Source organism: Solilutibacter silvestris (assembly GCF_050574925.1).
Lineage (GTDB): Bacteria > Pseudomonadota > Gammaproteobacteria > Xanthomonadales > Xanthomonadaceae > Solilutibacter > Solilutibacter silvestris_A.
In genome coordinates, this window is the sequence record NZ_JBCMOO010000002.1 from 908,784 (window position 1) to 924,923 (window position 16,140).

The 16,140-nt window shown below is 64.1% G+C and carries 19 protein-coding genes and 1 tRNA gene; 4 read left to right on the plus strand and 16 right to left on the minus strand.

Annotation, left to right across the window (positions count from 1 at the left end):
* Positions 1–2: 2 nt before the first annotated feature.
* Positions 3–1,316, minus strand: coding sequence for a tryptophan--tRNA ligase (locus tag ABE093_RS04770; RefSeq protein WP_430759690.1), 1,314 nt, complete (start codon positions 1,314–1,316; stop codon positions 3–5).
* Positions 1,317–1,424: 108 nt separating this feature from the next.
* On the opposite strand from ABE093_RS04770, the gene ABE093_RS04775 reads away from it, so the two are divergent.
* Entirely contained in the window at positions 1,425–2,249 is an 825-nt protein-coding gene (locus ABE093_RS04775; protein ID WP_430759691.1) for a hypothetical protein, read from the plus strand.
* A gap of 48 nt (positions 2,250–2,297) precedes the next feature.
* Here the strand turns inward: ABE093_RS04775 and ABE093_RS04780 are convergent, their stop codons facing one another.
* The 3 genes from ABE093_RS04780 to ABE093_RS04790 all read right to left on the minus strand — a co-directional run bounded on the left by ABE093_RS04780 (position 2,298) and on the right by ABE093_RS04790 (position 4,399).
* A complete protein-coding gene (locus ABE093_RS04780) occupies positions 2,298–3,383 on the minus strand; it encodes a peptidoglycan-binding domain-containing protein (protein ID WP_430759692.1) in 1,086 nt (361 codons plus the stop codon).
* A 44-nt stretch (positions 3,384–3,427) separates the two neighbouring features.
* Positions 3,428–3,892 carry a lysozyme inhibitor LprI family protein gene (locus ABE093_RS04785; protein WP_430759693.1) on the minus strand — a complete coding sequence of 155 codons (465 nt, stop codon included), beginning with the start codon at positions 3,890–3,892 and terminating at the stop codon, positions 3,428–3,430.
* Positions 3,893–4,198: 306 nt separating this feature from the next.
* Positions 4,199–4,399, minus strand: coding sequence for a CsbD family protein (locus tag ABE093_RS04790; protein ID WP_430759694.1), 201 nt, complete (start codon positions 4,397–4,399; stop codon positions 4,199–4,201).
* A gap of 28 nt (positions 4,400–4,427) precedes the next feature.
* On the opposite strand from ABE093_RS04790, the gene ABE093_RS04795 reads away from it, so the two are divergent.
* Complete coding sequence (locus ABE093_RS04795; RefSeq protein WP_430759695.1) at positions 4,428–4,613, plus strand: hypothetical protein; 186 nt, start codon at positions 4,428–4,430, stop codon at positions 4,611–4,613.
* 13 nt (positions 4,614–4,626) lie between these two features.
* On the opposite strand, the gene rocF is transcribed toward ABE093_RS04795, so the two are convergent.
* From rocF to ABE093_RS04820, 5 genes are all read right to left on the minus strand, one after another.
* Positions 4,627–5,550: an arginase gene (rocF, locus tag ABE093_RS04800; RefSeq protein WP_430759696.1), complete on the minus strand. Its 924-nt coding sequence runs from the start codon at positions 5,548–5,550 to the stop codon at positions 4,627–4,629.
* Between the two features lie 21 nt (positions 5,551–5,571).
* Positions 5,572–5,647: transfer RNA gene (locus ABE093_RS04805), tRNA-Thr, on the minus strand.
* Between the two features lie 15 nt (positions 5,648–5,662).
* Positions 5,663–6,292 carry a hypothetical protein gene (locus ABE093_RS04810; protein ID WP_430759697.1) on the minus strand — a complete coding sequence of 210 codons (630 nt, stop codon included), beginning with the start codon at positions 6,290–6,292 and terminating at the stop codon, positions 5,663–5,665.
* A 19-nt stretch (positions 6,293–6,311) separates the two neighbouring features.
* Positions 6,312–7,028, minus strand: a complete 717-nt coding sequence (locus ABE093_RS04815) for a type III pantothenate kinase (RefSeq protein ID WP_430759698.1) — start codon at positions 7,026–7,028, stop codon at positions 6,312–6,314.
* The gene (locus tag ABE093_RS04820) at positions 7,025–8,017 is read right to left on the minus strand and encodes a biotin--[acetyl-CoA-carboxylase] ligase (RefSeq protein ID WP_430759699.1); all 993 of its coding nucleotides are present in this window, start codon (positions 8,015–8,017) and stop codon (positions 7,025–7,027) included. Before ABE093_RS04820 ends, ABE093_RS04815 begins: the two co-directional genes overlap by 4 nt.
* Positions 8,018–8,076: 59 nt before the next feature.
* On the opposite strand from ABE093_RS04820, the gene ABE093_RS04825 reads away from it, so the two are divergent.
* The gene (locus ABE093_RS04825; protein ID WP_430759700.1) at positions 8,077–8,364 is read left to right on the plus strand and encodes a hypothetical protein; all 288 of its coding nucleotides are present in this window, start codon (positions 8,077–8,079) and stop codon (positions 8,362–8,364) included.
* Positions 8,365–8,373: 9 nt separating this feature from the next.
* Here ABE093_RS04825 and ABE093_RS04830 read toward each other — a convergent pair whose 3' ends face one another.
* From ABE093_RS04830 to ABE093_RS04845, 4 genes are all read right to left on the minus strand, one after another.
* Positions 8,374–9,774, minus strand: a complete 1,401-nt coding sequence (locus ABE093_RS04830) for an ATP-binding protein (protein ID WP_430759701.1) — start codon at positions 9,772–9,774, stop codon at positions 8,374–8,376.
* Positions 9,775–9,810: 36 nt separating this feature from the next.
* Positions 9,811–10,497 (minus strand): response regulator transcription factor, encoded by a 687-nt coding sequence (locus tag ABE093_RS04835; protein ID WP_430759702.1) that lies wholly within the window; start codon positions 10,495–10,497, stop codon positions 9,811–9,813.
* 85 nt (positions 10,498–10,582) lie between these two features.
* Positions 10,583–10,960, minus strand: a complete 378-nt coding sequence (locus tag ABE093_RS04840) for a hypothetical protein (protein ID WP_430759703.1) — start codon at positions 10,958–10,960, stop codon at positions 10,583–10,585.
* A gap of 160 nt (positions 10,961–11,120) precedes the next feature.
* Positions 11,121–11,675 carry an NAD(P)H-dependent oxidoreductase gene (locus ABE093_RS04845; RefSeq protein WP_430759704.1) on the minus strand — a complete coding sequence of 185 codons (555 nt, stop codon included), beginning with the start codon at positions 11,673–11,675 and terminating at the stop codon, positions 11,121–11,123.
* Between the two features lie 117 nt (positions 11,676–11,792).
* On the opposite strand from ABE093_RS04845, the gene ABE093_RS04850 reads away from it, so the two are divergent.
* The gene (locus ABE093_RS04850; protein ID WP_430759705.1) at positions 11,793–12,275 is read left to right on the plus strand and encodes a MarR family winged helix-turn-helix transcriptional regulator; all 483 of its coding nucleotides are present in this window, start codon (positions 11,793–11,795) and stop codon (positions 12,273–12,275) included.
* A gap of 9 nt (positions 12,276–12,284) precedes the next feature.
* Here ABE093_RS04850 and dusA read toward each other — a convergent pair whose 3' ends face one another.
* From dusA to ABE093_RS04865, 3 genes are read right to left on the minus strand one after another with little or no spacing between them, the layout of a single operon-like run.
* Positions 12,285–13,277 carry a tRNA dihydrouridine(20/20a) synthase DusA gene (gene dusA, locus ABE093_RS04855; RefSeq protein WP_430759706.1) on the minus strand — a complete coding sequence of 331 codons (993 nt, stop codon included), beginning with the start codon at positions 13,275–13,277 and terminating at the stop codon, positions 12,285–12,287.
* 36 nt (positions 13,278–13,313) lie between these two features.
* Positions 13,314–14,480: a M23 family metallopeptidase gene (locus ABE093_RS04860; protein ID WP_430759707.1), complete on the minus strand. Its 1,167-nt coding sequence runs from the start codon at positions 14,478–14,480 to the stop codon at positions 13,314–13,316.
* Positions 14,481–14,497: 17 nt separating this feature from the next.
* Positions 14,498–16,111: a phytoene desaturase family protein gene (locus ABE093_RS04865; protein ID WP_430759708.1), complete on the minus strand. Its 1,614-nt coding sequence runs from the start codon at positions 16,109–16,111 to the stop codon at positions 14,498–14,500.
* Positions 16,112–16,140: the final 29 nt, after the last annotated feature.

Genomic DNA, 16,140 nt, shown 5'->3' on the forward strand with positions numbered 1-16,140 from the left:
CGTCAGTTCTGCTCGAGTTGCGCCGCGACAAAGCGCGCCAAGGCAGCATTGACCTCATCGCTGCTGACGCCATCGGCGAGCCGGAAGTCCTCGTTGCCTTCCAGCGCGCCCTCCTTCATCGCGGCGACGCGTCGGCCGGCATCGCGCGGCGAATCGAAGCCGATGCTGGTCAGCAACAGGCGATCGCCCTGCATCAGCTTGAAATAGAACTTGCCGTCGGCTTCGCGGTACTGCTTGAAAGTCGGCACCGGCGCTTCGACGGGTGCTTCGTCGTCCGGATCCGCGACCGCACTCGCGTTCGACAGGTCACGCAATCCGACCGCTTCGCGCAGCTCGGCGATGAACGGCATCGCATAGCGCTCGCGCAGGCGCTTCGCGCCATCACGCAGGATGACTTCGATATCCTGCGGTCGCGCCATCAATGCCTCGTAGCGTTCGCGCAGCGGCGCGATCTCGCGATCGACGATCTCGAAGACCTGCTGCTTGGCATCGCCCCAGCCGATGCCATCGGCGTAGGCACGCGCGAAGGCTGCGGTTTCCTCGGCGCTCGCGAATACCTTGTACAACTGGAACAGTGGCGAACCTTCGGTCTCCTTCGGTTCACCCGGCGCACGCGAATCGGTGAGCATCGAGAACACCAGCTTCTTCAGCTGCTCGCGGGGCGCGAACAACGGAATGGTGTTGTTGTAGCTCTTGCTCATCTTGCGGCCATCGAGACCGGACAGCGTCGCTACTTCCTCGTCCACCAGGGCTTCCGGCAACGTGAAGTATTCGCGACCATAGATGTGGTTGAAACGCTGGCCGAAATCGCGCGCCATCTCGATGTGCTGGATCTGGTCGCGTCCGACTGGCACCTGGTCGGCATTGAAGATCAGGATGTCGGCGCCCATCAGCACCGGATACATGAAGAGGCCGGCGGTCACGCCGGCATCGTCGTCCTCGCCTTCGGCGCGATTCTTGTCGACCGCCGCCTTGTAGGCGTGGGCGCGATTGAGGATGCCCTTGCCGGCGACGCAGGTCAGGAACCAGGTGAGCTCGCTGATCTCGGGGATGTCGCTCTGGCGATAGAACCACACGCGTTCGGGATCGAGTCCGCAGGCCAGCCAGCTCGCGGCGATCTCCAGCGTGGAACGCTGGGTGCGCGCGGGATCCTGCGCCTTGATCAGGCTGTGCAGGTCGGCGAGGAAATAGAAGCTTTCGGCATTGTCGGCGCGGCTGGCGGCAATCGCCGGGCGGATCGCACCGACGTAGTTGCCGAGGTGGGGCGTGCCGGACGTGGTGATGCCGGTGAGGATGCGGGTCTTGCGGTTGTCCATGAACGGATGGCGAATCGAATGGCAAATCGTGTGTCGCCAGTGTAACGGCCAACCCCGTTCCCCGCGCCGGTGCGTTGCTGGTCTACAGGATCCCCACGGAGAACCGCCATGCCCCGCTCCCTCCCGCTGTCCTGCGCCTGCCTCCTCGCACTGGCACCGCTGGCTTTTGCTCCAGGCGTCGCCCGTGCCGGCGACTGGCTCGATCTCTCAATCGTCGATCGCGACAGCGGCTCGACCCTGCCGGAATACCGGCATCGCGGCGATACCTGGGTGCCGGGCGCCCCCGGCCATCGCTATTCGGTGCGCCTGATCAATACTTCGGGGGAACGCCTGCTGGTGGTGCTGTCGGTCGATGGCGTCAATGCGATCAGCGGCCAGACCGCGGCGACCGAGCAATCGGGTTATGTGCTCGAACCCGGCCAGAGCGCCGAGATCGACGGCTGGCGCAAGTCGATGCAGCGCGTCGCGCAGTTCGTGTTCACCGATGTCGATGACAGCTACGCCGCGCGCACCGGACGCCCAGACAACATCGGCGTGATCGGCGCAGCCGTGTTCCGCGAACGCCGCATCCGCCCGCTGCCGCCACCACCGATCATGCTGCCGCGCTCGTACGAGGGCGCAGCCAACAAGTCGCGTGGCGAAGCCTCGGCGGCGGCGGATGCCGCAGCGCCCAACGCAGGGAACGTCGCGGAGTCGCGCAACGCGGCACCGCAACGCATCGGCACCGGCCACGGCGAATCGCAATGGTCGCCAGTCGATTCGACGACATTCCGTCGCGCCAGCAATCGCCCGACCGAAGTGGTGAGCGTGCGCTACAACGATGTCGCCACCTTGCGCCGCATCGGCGTGATTCCGAACTGGCGTCCGCCGGTCAACCGTCGCCCGCAACCATTCCCTGGCGGTTTCGTGCCCGATCCGCCGCGCGGCGATTAAAATTGGAACTGCACGACAGGCCTTTGGTGTATCTAACTCGGCAAATGCTCAGCCAAGCCCCATCGACATAGTTTGAGACTGCTGCTGTTGCTGCTGGAAGGCCTGGTTCTGTTGTTGTTGCTGATTGACCTGCTCGATTTGTTGGGCGGCCCGTGCGGGAACTTGTTGTTGCCCATCCACCATTGTCTTGCTATGAGCATAGCCCGCAGTGTGGTCACTTGTAATGAAGAGTGCTCCGTTGTGAAGCGCGATCTTGTCAATGCTTTGGGCGCTGGTTAACCCTGCCTGTTTTAGGTCAGCCGTAGCCTGGAGCACTGCATCATCCTGGACATTCTGGGGAGCGCCGGAACGGATACGGTCGTAAATAGCGCGATCCCTAGGATCAAGTGTCTCCGCGACAGCATGTGCAGACTTGTTCGGGTTTCCCTGAGTGGGGTCAATCGAAGATTCCCTTTTAATCGACTTTTCCTGATCAACTAGCTTGAGCAGATCCGCCTTTTCGTTTTCTGCGCGGTTTTCCAAAGAATCAAGGGTCTTTTGTTTCTTCACCCGAGGAAACAACTCTTTGACGTGATCGGCCTTGTAGTCCTGGACCGCTTCGATGATTTTCTTGTCCGAGATTTTTTCAAGGTCATAGCCCTTGCCGAACCTGTCTTCCATCGCTTTCAGGAAAACACCTGATCCCCCAGGCTTTTTGTCGCTTCCGGGGCCATATTGAACAGCCGTACTCCACATCGCATCCTGCACCGCATGGCCACGATCGGACAAATCCAACCCCTTGTCCTTCAGCCTGTCGACCAATTTGTCGTAATGCGTCCGTTTGATGTAGTCGTGTTGTTCTTCCGCGAATGAGGGATCCGTTTTTGCGACCTCTTTCCATTTCGCGCTGAAATCAGCACTTCCCGGCGTCAGCCCTTTGAATTCTTCGCCGTACTTCGTGCTCTTCAGGAACGCGGCCACGGTTCCACCGATAACGACCGTGCCATCTTGGGCCTTGCTCTGTGACGTCATTTGGTACGAGCCATAGGACACGCCCCCGGGATCATCGATCCCGGATGAAACCGTATTCGCACCGCGGCCGCCAGTTTCGTACTGCTTCGAAGTCTGACCCAACTCCCATTCGCCTCCACTCACCTTCTATCTCCCTGCCTGGTAGCCCATTGCACGCAAATAGAAAATCAATGGGATTCGAGTTCGGCGGCTCGATTTGCCGTCAGTTCAAGACGACATTCGTAGGCGTCCAGCGCTCCGGCCTGCCCGCTATCGGGATCGGATGCGCACTGTTCGTCCCGCTTTGCAATCCAGTGCCTTTGGGCATCGCGAAGCTTTGTTCGCTCTTTTCCACCAAGTTTTGCCATGAATGCCTTATAGGCACTATTCAGACGTGCATCTTGAAACCTGTATTCTGCGTCGATGCAGTCGTGCATCGACGGCGTCACGCCGCCGGCAGCACTAATGCATTCGTCATAGGAGGGGCGCAGCTTGGGTGAATCGCTCCCTGATTTTTGTACGACAGAGGCGACCACCTGTTGTGGAGCCCGTGAACTCACAACCGACTTAGTTTCTTGAGGAGCCGGTTTTCCCGAAGCACCCGAAGTAGCGGCTTCGGAAACATTCGTCGGCACGGCTGCCGGCTTGAACACGGGGCTAGCAGCTGGCGTCTGTGCGTCAGGTGCGGGCGCCCGTTTGCATCCCAGCAGGCACAAAACCGTAGCGAGGGCGAAAAAAGTCTTCACGCCCTGAAAATATGACGGGGCTCTCAAAAAATCAATCGCAGGTTTCCCGGTTACGAGTTACCCAACTGAATGATCCGTGCCATGCGTAGGACAAAATTCGCTGCACCCTCATGTTGTCCTCTCATATCGAGACCACAGCAATTTGTACTTGAAGAAGATGGGCCGCTTTCGCGACCCATCGCTGTGTTCCGAGGACACGGAACCTGTTGTGCGTTATTGCAATGTCTTCTGGAATTCGTCGACTTCGCGCTTGGCCTGGTCCTGTTGCCAGCCATAGCGTTCCTGCAGACGCCCGGCGAGATACTTGGCGTCGCCTTCGGCAACATCGAGATCATCGTTGGTGAGCTTGCCCCACTTGGCCTGGGCACTACCCTTCACCTGTTCCCACTTGCCGGAAATGATGTCTTTGTTCATTGCGTACTCCTCGTTTTGCGTCAGCGCGATGATCACGCTGATCGCAGGAACGATTCTGGGCGCGCTTTCATTCAACAAAAGTGAGCTGCGTGTTCTAAAAAAGTATGCACGCCGCATTGCACTAGATGAATGTGCAATGCCGTTCAGCCGCGGGTCTGTCACATGGATGGGGCGTTTCCACGATGCGCGTTCAGTCGTGCATCTTCGATCCTGATTTCGCTGATGCGCTAATCGCGCATCAGGGTCGACTTCCCGAACAGGCTCTCGACGAGATCGACGGCGAGCTTCGCGGTGGCGTTGCGCTTGTCGAGCGCGGGATTCACTTCGACCAGATCCAGCGAGCCCATCAGGCCGGTATCCGCGATCATCTCCATCATCAATTGCGCTTCGCGATAGTTGACGCCGCCGGGCACGCGCGTGCCGGTGCCGGGCGCGATGTGCGGATCGAGCATGTCGACGTCGAAACTGACATGCAGATGGGTATTGGCGTCGACGCCGTCCAGCACTTCCTCCATCACCCTGCGCATGCCGATCTCGTCGATGTAGCGCATGTCGTAGATGTCGAGATCGTGTTCGCGCACCAGGCGCTTTTCGCCAGCGTCGACCGAGCGGATACCGATCTGGCGGATCTGCTCCGGAAGCAGCGCCGGCACATGCTTGCCCAGCTCCACCAGCTCCTTCGGTCCGAGTCCGCACAGGCAGGCGACCGGCATGCCGTGGAGATTGCCGCTGGGCGTGATGTCGCGGGTGTTGAAATCGGCATGCGCATCCAGCCACAGCACGCGCAGCTTCTTGCCGTTGGCGCGGCAATGGTCGGCGACCGCGGTGATCGAACCCATCGCCAGGCAATGGTCGCCGCCGAGCATGATCGGCATGCGGCCTTCGCCGAGGATGCGCGTCGACATCGCCATGATCGAACGATTCCACGCCACCACTTCCTCGAGATGGCGATAGCCGTCGACCGGCTTGGTCAGCGGATTGCGCGGGCCGCCGAGATTACCTTCGTCGCGGATGTCGATGCCGCGGGCGGCGATCGATTCGACCAGGCGCGCGACGCGCAACGCTTCCGGCCCCATCGATGCGCCGCGGTGGGCGGCGCCGATATCGGTGGGCACGCCGAAGACGGAGACGGGTCTGGATTGCGCGGTCATGGCGTTGCGAGGCCTGATGTGTGGTGCCGCTTCACAGACTCGAACTGTGGACCTACCGCTTACAAGGCGGTTGCTCTACCAACTGAGCTAAAGCGGCACTGGGACGGGGATTTTAGCCCGACGCGGCGGGACAGGACACGCGTTCGCCGTGCGGCGCATGGACCGCAGCGGCGGCGGGCGCGGGATCGAAGCCGTTTGCGGCGACGACATCCAGCCAGAACGTCGCCTGCCCGGCCGGGCGGATCCGCGGCTGGAAGCCCTTGCCCTGCAGCTCGACGAGGCGCCGTTGCGCGCCATCCTGCGATCCGAAATGACCCAGCGCGACGCCACCGGCATCGGCGCCATCGCGGATCGCGAACATGTCCTTGATGCCGGCGGCCTTGAGCCGTTCCAGCATGGCGGAACCCGTGCTATCCGTGGCCGGGAGGATCACGTCGTAGCCACGCCCGGCTTGCGCGACCTGGCGGGCATCGACGCGGATCGCCTGCGACCGCAGCTGCTGTTTTGCCTGCTCGGTCGTCGCGGCGTCGGTGAACGGTCCGAAGCTGGCACACACCGCATCGGCGGGAATGACGGGAGGCGCCGCTTCCGTCGCTGCGTGCGCGGCATCGGCCAGCTTCAATGCCGGAATCGTACTTGTCGTCGCGGACGCAGCCAACGCAGGGTCGCGATGGAACAGCCACCACGCCGCGGCGCTGAGGTTGAGCATGACGAGGACGACGAGCAACAGGCGAACGATCATGGCGTCATTATGCAATGCGTCATGCAATGCCGGCCCAACGCGCCCAATGCGCGAGCCCCGCCAGCACCAGGTCCGCGCGGACTTCGGCGGCGGGCAGCAGAGGCAACAACGCCCGTGCGCCACCGCCATGCACCAGCAAGCGCGGCGCATTGCCCAATTGTTCGCCGGCGATCGCAAGACTGCGCTCGACCAGCGCCAATGCCGCACCATCGCAACCAGAAGCGAGCGCATCGATGGTGTCGTCGGCGAATTCGACGTAGCGACCGCCATCCACCGGCAGCGCCGACGAACGCGAGGCCAGCATTTCGCGCATCAGGGTCGGCGACGGCGCGATGCGCCCGCCGAGATGCCGACCATCGGCGCGCAACAGGTCGATGGTGAGCGCGGTTCCGACACCGACCAACAAAGTGTCGCGACCTTCATCGGCGATCGCCAGCAACGACAAGAAGCGATCGACGCCGAGGCGTGCCGGCACCGGATAGGCGATCTTCAGTCCCGCGCATTCGGGCAATGTCCGCGCCAGGTGGACGCGCCGGAAGCGTTCCGACAACCGCTGCAGCAACGCGACGCGCGCAGCCTCGGGCGCCACCGACGATACCAGCGCGACTTCTCCGCGCACGTCGTCCGGCAATGCCAGCGTTTCCGCTTCGTGCGGCAACGCCAAGGCCTCGCCCGCGCCTGCAAGTGGCGCACATTTCAGCCGGGTGTTGCCGAGATCGAACACCCACGCACTCATGCCGTCGTCCTGCGCACGCTGACTTCCCCGGAATGCACGGTCGATTCGCTGCCGTCGCCGCGACGCACGCGCAAACCGCCATCGCTCGCCAGTCCCAGCGCATGCATCGCGTGCACGCCATCGGCCGCATGCACGTCGATGGCATGGCCGGCAAGCACGTCCAGCGCGCGATAGCGTTCGAGGAACGGCGACAGCCCCTCCGTGTCGAAGGTATCGAGCGCGCGGATCAGATGTTCCAGGACCGCCGCGGCGACCCGCGACCGTTGCAACGTCACGTCCGGATTCGCGGATGCGAGATCGATCCACGGCTGGCCAATGTCCTTGGCCATCGTCGCCGGCATCCGCACGTTGATGCCGATGCCGATCACCGCCTGCACGGGGCCGCCGTGTTCGCCGCCACCTTCCACCAGGATGCCGCCCAGCTTGCGGCCATCGACCAGCAAATCGTTCGGCCACTTCAAGCCGACCGCGATCCCCTGGAGATCACGCAGCGCTTCGGCGACGGCGACACCCGCAACCAGGCTCAACCCGCCCAGCCGCGCCAGTCCGCCCTCGAAACGCCGCAAGACCGAGAGATAGAGATGCGCCGCCAACGGCGACACCCAGGTCCGGCCACGACGACCGCGCCCGGCTGTCTGCTGTTCGGCCAGCAAGGCGGCAACGCCGACCTCGGGCGCCCGGCGGGCCAGCAGCGCGCTGTTGGTCGAATCGATGCGCCACACCACATCAAGCACTTGCAGCTGGGGGCGCAGGTCCGGGGACACCGCCGCCCGGATCTCCTCCACATCCAGCAGGTCGAGCGGCGCCTCCAGCCAGTAGCCACGGCCACGGTCGGCGCCAATGGCGAGCCCCGCCTTGCGCAGGGCCTGAATGCGCTTGCCGATCGCCGCCCGGGTCTGGCCGGCGCGGGCTGCCAGCTCCGCTCCGGAGACCGGATGCGGGCCAAGGCAGTGCAGCAGGCTGCGGTCGTCGAGGGGGGTGCCGTCCATCCCGGCATTATCCGGGGAAACCGGGTATAGTCGCGATTCCGCCGTGCACCGGACGCTCCATGAAGAAGCGCCTCCTGCTCGCTCTCGCCCTACTGTCCTGCAGCGCTTCCGCGTTTGCAGCGGCTGCGCGCACCAGCGGCGATAACGTCTGTGTTCCGCACCAGGATGACGACTGCGACGCCAGCAGCGGCAGCGCCACGCCACCGGGCTCGCGGACATCGAACGTGCCGGCCACCGCCACGACCTCGCCACGGACTCCCGTGCCGCAGCGCCGCAATCGCACCGATGGCAGCGTCCGCAACGGCACGATGCGGTTCCAGAGCTACCTGCCCGGGATGTTCCGCTGATTCGTTGAATCAGTTCGGCGGCGGCAACAACGCCTCGAAGCGCGCACCACCCATTTCCGCGGAATCGCCCACTTCCAGTTCGCCGCCGTAATTGGCGAGGATGTCCTGCACGATCGACAGGCCGATGCCGTGGCCTTGCACGCGCTCGTCGCCGCGCACGCCGCGCTGCAACACTTCCATCACCTGCGCCTTCGGCACGCCCGGACCGTCGTCCTCGACGGCGATACGCAGACCGGCGCGGCGCGAACCGGGCACCTGGCGTGGCGCGACCGTCAGCAGCACGCGCGAGCGCGCCCATTTGAAGGCGTTCTCCAGCAGATTGCCGAGCAGTTCCTGGAGATCGCCGACCTCGCCGTGGAAGCGCGCTTCCGGTGCGATCTCGAATTCGCAGAACACGCCCTTGGCCGCGTAGATCTTCTCCAGCCCGGTGACGATCCCCTCGGCATACGACTCGATGGCGATCGGCGCGGCGTAAAGCTTGTGGCCGGTGGAACGCGCGCGTCCCAGCTGGTAGCCGACGATGTCGTTCATGCGCCGCAATTGGGTGTCGAGTTCGCTGCGCAATTCCGCATCGGGTCCCTGGCTGTCGAGCTGCGAGCGCAAGACCGCCAGCGGCGTCTTCAGGCTGTGCGCGAGATCGGACATGACGTCGCGCTGGCGATCGAGGTGGCGGCGTTCACTGTCGATCAGCGCATTGATGCTTTCGGTCAGCGGCGTGAGTTCGCGCGGATGCGCACCGCTCATCTTGGTCGCCATGCCTTCCTTGACGCGATCGAGCTCGGTGATCACGCGCTTGAGCGGCGCCAGGCTCCACCACAGCGTCACCATCTGCAGCAGCACCAGCAGCAGCCCCGCCAGCGCCAGGTTGTTCCACAACGCCGTGCGGAATTGATTCATCTGCATCGTGAACGGCCGCATGTCCTCCATCACGTAGATGGTGTACGGCACCGGCGGCTTGTTGCCTTCCGACCACGCGAAACCACGCCCGTAGACATAGACCGCACTGCCGAAACCCGCGGAATCGCGCAGCGCCACCGGCCCGCTGAAGGTTTCCACGTTGGGTTCGAGCAACGGCGGCAACGGCAGCTGCGGCCCGTAAACCGCCGACTGCGATTGCCAGCGTCCGTTGCGCTGGACGATCTGCGCGTAGAGACCGCTGGCGGGAAGATCGAGGCGTGGATCGGGTGTGATCGCCGGCGGCACCAAGGCGTTGGTGACGTCGAAATCGGTGCGCGCGGCATAGGTCAGCGCGTAATTCGACAGACGTATGCGCATGTTTTCCTGCGCGGTCTGTTCGAAAGCACGGTCAAGCGCAACGCCGGCCAGAGCAAGGAACGCCGCAAGGCCAATCGTGCTGACCAGCAATTGCCGGCGCAGCAGCGATCGCGGTTTCCAGAACTGCGCGCTCATGCGCGAACGGCCACCGCGATCATGCCGTGACGACGATCAGGTGTCGGCGTTGCGCGGAATCGCGAAGCGGTAACCGCGGCCGCGCACGGTCTCGATCGGCTTGAGCGTGCCGTCGGCATCGAGCTTCTTGCGCAGGCGCCCGATGAACACTTCCAGCACGTTGGAGTCGCGATCGAAATCCTGCTGGTAGATGTGCTCGGTGAGATCAGCCTTCGAGACCAGTTCGCCGGCATGCATCATCAGGTATTCCAGCACCTTGTATTCGTAGCTGGTGAGGTCGATGTTCTGGCCGTTCACCGCCACCGTCTGCGCGGCGAGATCGAGCATGACCGGACCGCATTCCAGCGACGGCTTGCTCCAGCCCGCGGCACGACGCACCAGCGCGTTGAGGCGCGCCAGCAATTCTTCGACGTGGAACGGCTTGACCAGGTAATCGTCGGCGCCCTGCTTCAAGCCATCGACCTTGTCCTGCCAGCTGGAACGCGCAGTCAGGATCAGGATCGGGAATTGCTTGCCATCGTCGCGCAATGCACGAATCAGTTCCATGCCCGACATCTTGGGCAGCCCGAGATCGATGATCGCGACATCGAACGGAACCTCGCGGCCCATGTACAGGCCTTCCTCGCCGTCCTGCGCGGCATCCACGGCGAAGCCTTCGCGCTTCAGGCGTGCTGCCAAGGTCTCACGCAACGGCGCTTCGTCTTCAACCAGCAGAATTCTCATCGTTCACTCCCTGTAGGCGGATGACGGGCATCCACACGCATTCACTTTCTCATTCAGGATGTCGTGGCGATGTAAACGCGCCCGCTCAGAATCCCGGCGAAACCGTCATGACGCGGACCATGCCGTCCGCGCCCATGACCTTGATCCTGCACTGTACACGCCCGCCGAAATCCAGCGCCTGGACGTTGAGGACCTGGTCCCCGGGAGACAGGGACATGATGCGGCCGCAATCGCTGGCACTGGGCCGGGGCCGCATGCTGGCTTCCATCGATGGCGCATTGCGAGGATCGCGTCCCTGGGGACCGGACGCCTGCGGCGGCAGTGGCGCGTCGTTGCGTCCCCCATGCGGCGGCGGTGGCCAACCTCCGCCATTGCCGCCACGATGCTGCGCCCACGCCGGCGTGCTGCCGATGGCCAAGGCCATCAGCGATGCAAACAGGGGGAGCCAACGGGGACGGGACATGACGCAGAAGCACCGACGCATTCAGGAGTCGTGCCAGCATGGGTCCCCGGCGGTGAATTCGTCCTTAATGATTTAACGCTATCTGAACACTTCTGCGACGTTGATTGCAGAAGTTCAGATTCGGGCGATCACGTTCCGTCGCGACCGCCCCTGCCCGGCTTCAGGCCGCCTGCAAGTTCGCCTGCTCGACGGCGGCGACCAGGGACGCCACGCCGGCACGCAGCGCCTCGAGGGTCTCTTCCGGCAACGCCTTGTCGGCGCCGAGGAATTCGTGGCTGGAACCCAGGCCGATGGTGTCGTCGATCGGCTTGGCGCCGGCGACGCCGAGTGCGCGCACGGCGTCACCACGCGCCCACTTCGCCGCGTATGGCGACATCGACGCGCCGACGACCAGGGCAGGCATGCCGACCAGCGAACCGCGGCCGTAAGGACGCGAAGCCCAGTCGATGGCGTTCTTCAGGCCGCCCGGCAGCGAACCGTTGTACTCGGGAGTGGCGACGATCACGGCGTCAGCCGCGGCGATTTCCTGGCGCAGCTTCTGCACCGAGGCCGGGGTCTGGCCCTCGACGTCCAGCTCCTCGGAATAGAACGGGAGGGTGGAGAAATCGACATTGGCGACATGGCTGCCGGCCGGCAACAGGGCCGCAGTGGCCTCGGCCAGCTGGCGATTGTGGGAATCGGCGCGGAGGCTGCCGATCAGGGTGACAACGTTCATGGGAGTTCCTCGCTCGATGGGGTGGTCAATCGCTTGATTGTCAAGCTATTGACCATATTAACGGGGAAAGAGAGAATGTCAAGCGCTTGACTTCAGTCCGGTCTAGAATTCGATTCCATGAGCTCCCCCACTCACCCCGCCAAAGCGACACCCCTGCCTGGAGCCGCGCTGCCCGTGGCCGCCCTGCTGGGCGCCGCCAAGGAAGCGTTCGCCGCGGAGTTCGACGCCCGCATCAAGGCCAGCAATATGAGTGCGCTGTCGCTGGCGCATGCCCACAACGTGCTGCGCCATCTCGGCAACGGGCCGCTGCGCGCCAGTGCGATCACCGACCGCTGCGGCGTGACCAAGCAGGCGGTGAGCCAGCAGATCGCCCATCTCCAGCGCAGCGGCTTCGTGCGCGCCCTGCCCGACCCCGACGACCAGCGGGCGCGCCTGATCGAACTCACCGAATGCGGACGCGCCGCGCAGGTGATGGTGAAGCAATTGTTCGCCGACATCGAGCGCGACTGGACCAAACGCATCGGCAAGGAACAGATGGCGATCCTGCGCGAGGCGCTGGCGACCATCGGCGCCGATCACATGCCCGACAGCTGCAGCTGATTTCGCGCTTCAGGCGGCGAGCGGCCGCGACGTCACCGCCAGCGCTTCTTCCAGCAAGCCGATGCCGGCGTTCGCGCGCACCACGCCTTCGCTCAACACCTGGCGGAACATCCGTCCGCCCGGCTGTCCGTGGAACAGGCCAAGCACGTGGCGGGTGATGTGCTTGAGCGCGACGCCACGTTCGAGCTGGCGTTCAATGTAAGGGAAATACGCGCGCAGCAGCTCTTCGCGACCGCGCAGCTCGCCGCCGAACATCGCCACCTGCAAGCGATGCAGGGTGTAGGGATCGTGATAGGCCGCGCGCCCGAGCATCACGCCATCGACGTGATCGAGATGCGCCAGCGCGGCATCGACGTCTGTGATGCCGCCGTTCAACAGCACCGTCATGGCCGGACGTTCGCTTTTCAGGCGATAGGCCCAGTCGTAGCGCAGCGGCGGAACCTCGCGGTTTTCCTTCGGCGACAGTCCTTTCAACCAGGCGTTGCGCGCGTGCACGACGATGAAAGCCGAGCCGGCGGCGTCCATGCGATCGACGAAATCACGGAAAGCCGCATAGTCGTTGTCGTCGTCGACGCCGAGGCGGCACTTCACCGTCACCGGGAGTGCGCCGTCGACGGCATCCACCATCGCCCGCACGCAATCAGCGACCAATGCCGGCTCGCGCATCAGGCAGGCGCCGAAGCGACCGGCCTGCACGCGGTCGGATGGACAGCCACAGTTGAGGTTCACTTCGTCGAATCCGTGCTCGACGCAGATGCGCGCAGCCTGCGCCAGGAGCACGGGGTCGCTGCCGCCGAGCTGTATCGCAACCGGGTGCTCCGACGGATCCATCGCCAGCAGATGCGTGCGATCACCGTGGATCACCGCGTTGGCGTGCACCATCTCGGTATAGAGCAGCGCGTTCGGCGCCAGCACCCGATGGAAGGCCCGACAGTGCGTGTCGGTCCAGTCCATCATCGGTGCGACCGAGAGGCGGATGGCGTTGGCGGCGATCGAATGCATGGCGAATATTCTAATTTCCCGCCGGAGATAGCGACATCAGGGCCCTGGAAACCCGATCACCACGTCGTTCAGCGGCATTTGCAGGCGGCGCCGTCCCGCCGCCGTTTCTTTCCACGGCTCTCCCTGCCCGAACAATTGGGCTTCCGATTCCGGCCCGAAGAAATCAAAGCGCTCGAATACGTAGGGAATGCCTTCCGACCCTTCGAACGCCGCGGCATCGGACAGCTGGAAATGGAGATGCGGCGCCGCCGAATTGCCGGATTGCCCGAGTTGCGCCAGCAACTGTCCGCGACGCACGCGCTGACCCGGCTTGACCTGGACGCTGCCCTTGCGCAGATGGGCGTAGCTGGCGAACACGCCGGGGGAGATTTCCAGCACGACGTAGTTGCCGAAGAGTCCGTCCGCCGTCAACGACTCGGGCTCGGGTTGCGCAGTGAGCGGCGCATGTTCCTGTTCGCCGTCGCGACAGGCGCGCACGATGCCATCGGCGACAGCGAGCACGTCGGCGCCATAGCCGATCCAGTCCGAGTGGGCGGTCTTCTGGAGATCCTTCACGCCTCCACGCAGCGCATGGCCCGAGGCATCGACACCGACGAGATCCAGTGCGTAACGCTGGGGAATGGTGAGTGCGCCGTTGACCGCGACCAGGCTGCCCCAATGATGCGATTGCGCTGCTCCGGGGCCTTCGTGCGCCAGCCAGCGTCCTCCGCGCAATGGCGACCCCAGCGCCATCGGTTTCCGATCGGCCACGCGTATCGTCGCCCCATCGAGCGTGACGATCGCATGCTTGTCCGTCTCGAAATCGATGCGGTGGCGAAGACGATGCGGCAAGGCGGCATTCGCCGGAAGCGTGATCCACACGAAAACGACGAGTCGTTTTCCCGAGGCAATCGACACTTCGGCATTCTCCGCGGGCGTCGGCCGGACCTGCCTGGACAGCTGTTCGCGGTCCAGCACAAGCAGCGGTGTTTTCGAATCGTCCGCGTATACCTGCAAACCCGTTGGCTTCAGCGGCCCGGTATCGCCATAGAAATTGGTGACGTGCAGCTCGTAGGCCAAATGAAACGCACCGTCGGTTCCGGGGAACGCCGCAGGCGCAAACGGCACCCGCGCCTCCACGGGGGCAAGCGCCTGGCCGGCATGTGCGCGCGGGAAACAGCAGCACAGGACCAGCATCGCTGCAATGAAGAGATTGCGACTCATCGGTAGGGCTCTCCTGGTCAATCCGGTCGCGGGCGCTTGTGCAGGTCGCGGAGGATTTCGCGCGCGGCATTGCGTCCCGGCAGGCCGGTGACGCCGCCGCCGGGATGGCTGCCCGAACCGCACAGGTAGAGTCCGTCCAACGCACCACGATAGTTGGCCTGGCCGAGAAACGGGCGCGTGGTGAACATCTGGTCGGGACCGAGGGCGCCGTGGAAGATGTCGCCACCGATCAGGCCGAAGCGGCGTTCGAGATCGAGCGGCGACAACGCTTCGTAGCCGAGCACGCTGGCGCGGAAATTCGGCGCGTAATCGTTCACGGTGTCGATCATCAGCCTGGCGACGGTGTCGCGATGCATGTCCCAGCCGCCATCGACGTCCGGATGTACCTGTTGGCAGAACAGGCTGGCGACGTGCTGGCCTTTCGGCGCGAGGGTGTCGTCAAGAGTCGACGAGATCACCACTTCGACGATGGGCTTGCGGGCCCAGCCGGCATTGTGTTCCTTCGACTTGGCGTCGAAATAGGCCTGCTCGAAATACTGCAACGACGGCCCGATCAGGATGCCGCTCTGGTGGTGCGGCTGCAGGTTGCTGCCGGGGGCCGCGGTGAAATCGGGCAGTTCCGCCAGCGCGACGTTCATGCGGAAGGTGCCGGAACCGCAGCGATACGTCGCCACGCGATCGCGCAGGTCGGCATCGAGATGCTGCTGCGGCACGATGTCGCGGTAGAGCAGCTTCGGATTGAGGTTGGAGGCGACGATGCGCGCGCGATGTTCGCGCCCGTCCGCGGTGACCGCACCGACGACGCGACCGTTCTCCACCAGCACATGATCGACAGCGGCATCGGTGAGGATCTCGATGCCGCGCGCTTCGCATTCCTTGCGCATGGCCTGCGTGATCGCGCCCATGCCGCCAATCGCATGGCCCCAGGTGCCGGGCTTGCCGTTCACTTCGCCGAAGAGATGGTGCAGCAGCACGTAGGCGCTGCCCGGCGTGTACGGGCTGGCGAAATTGCCGACCACCGAATCCCAGCCGAGCACGGCCTTGATCGGATCGGATTCGAACCAGTGATCGAGCACTTCGCCCGCGGACTTGGTGAAGATGTCGAGCAGGTCGCGGCGACCGCGCAGGTCGAGCGGCGCCAGCTTCTTCGCCACCGTGTATGACTGCAGCCAATCGGCGAAGGCGATGCGATCGCCAACATTGGGCGGCGTGAGATGGATCAATTGCTTCAACACCGCGACCACGCGATCGATCATCTCGAGATAACCGTTCCAGCGTTCGGCATCGCGGGGCGACCACTTGGCGATCTCGCCTTCGCTCAACCCGCCACCGAGACGGAAGGCACGGCCATCGGGCAGCGGCAGGAAATTGGAGTACGGCCGCTCGACGACGCGCAGGCCGTGTTCGCGCAGGCGCAGGTCAGCGGCGACCTTGGGATTGAGCAGGCTGACGGTATAGCTCGCCACCGAATTGCGGAATCCGGGATGGAACTCCTCGGTCACCGCGGCGCCACCGACGATATGGCGACGCTCGAGCACGCGCACCTTCAAGCCGGCAGCGGCGAGATAGGCGGCGCAGACCAGGCCGTTGTGGCCACCGCCGAGGATCAGTGCATCAATCGCGTCCGCCATTCCCGTCCCGCAATTCCGATTGGAACGGC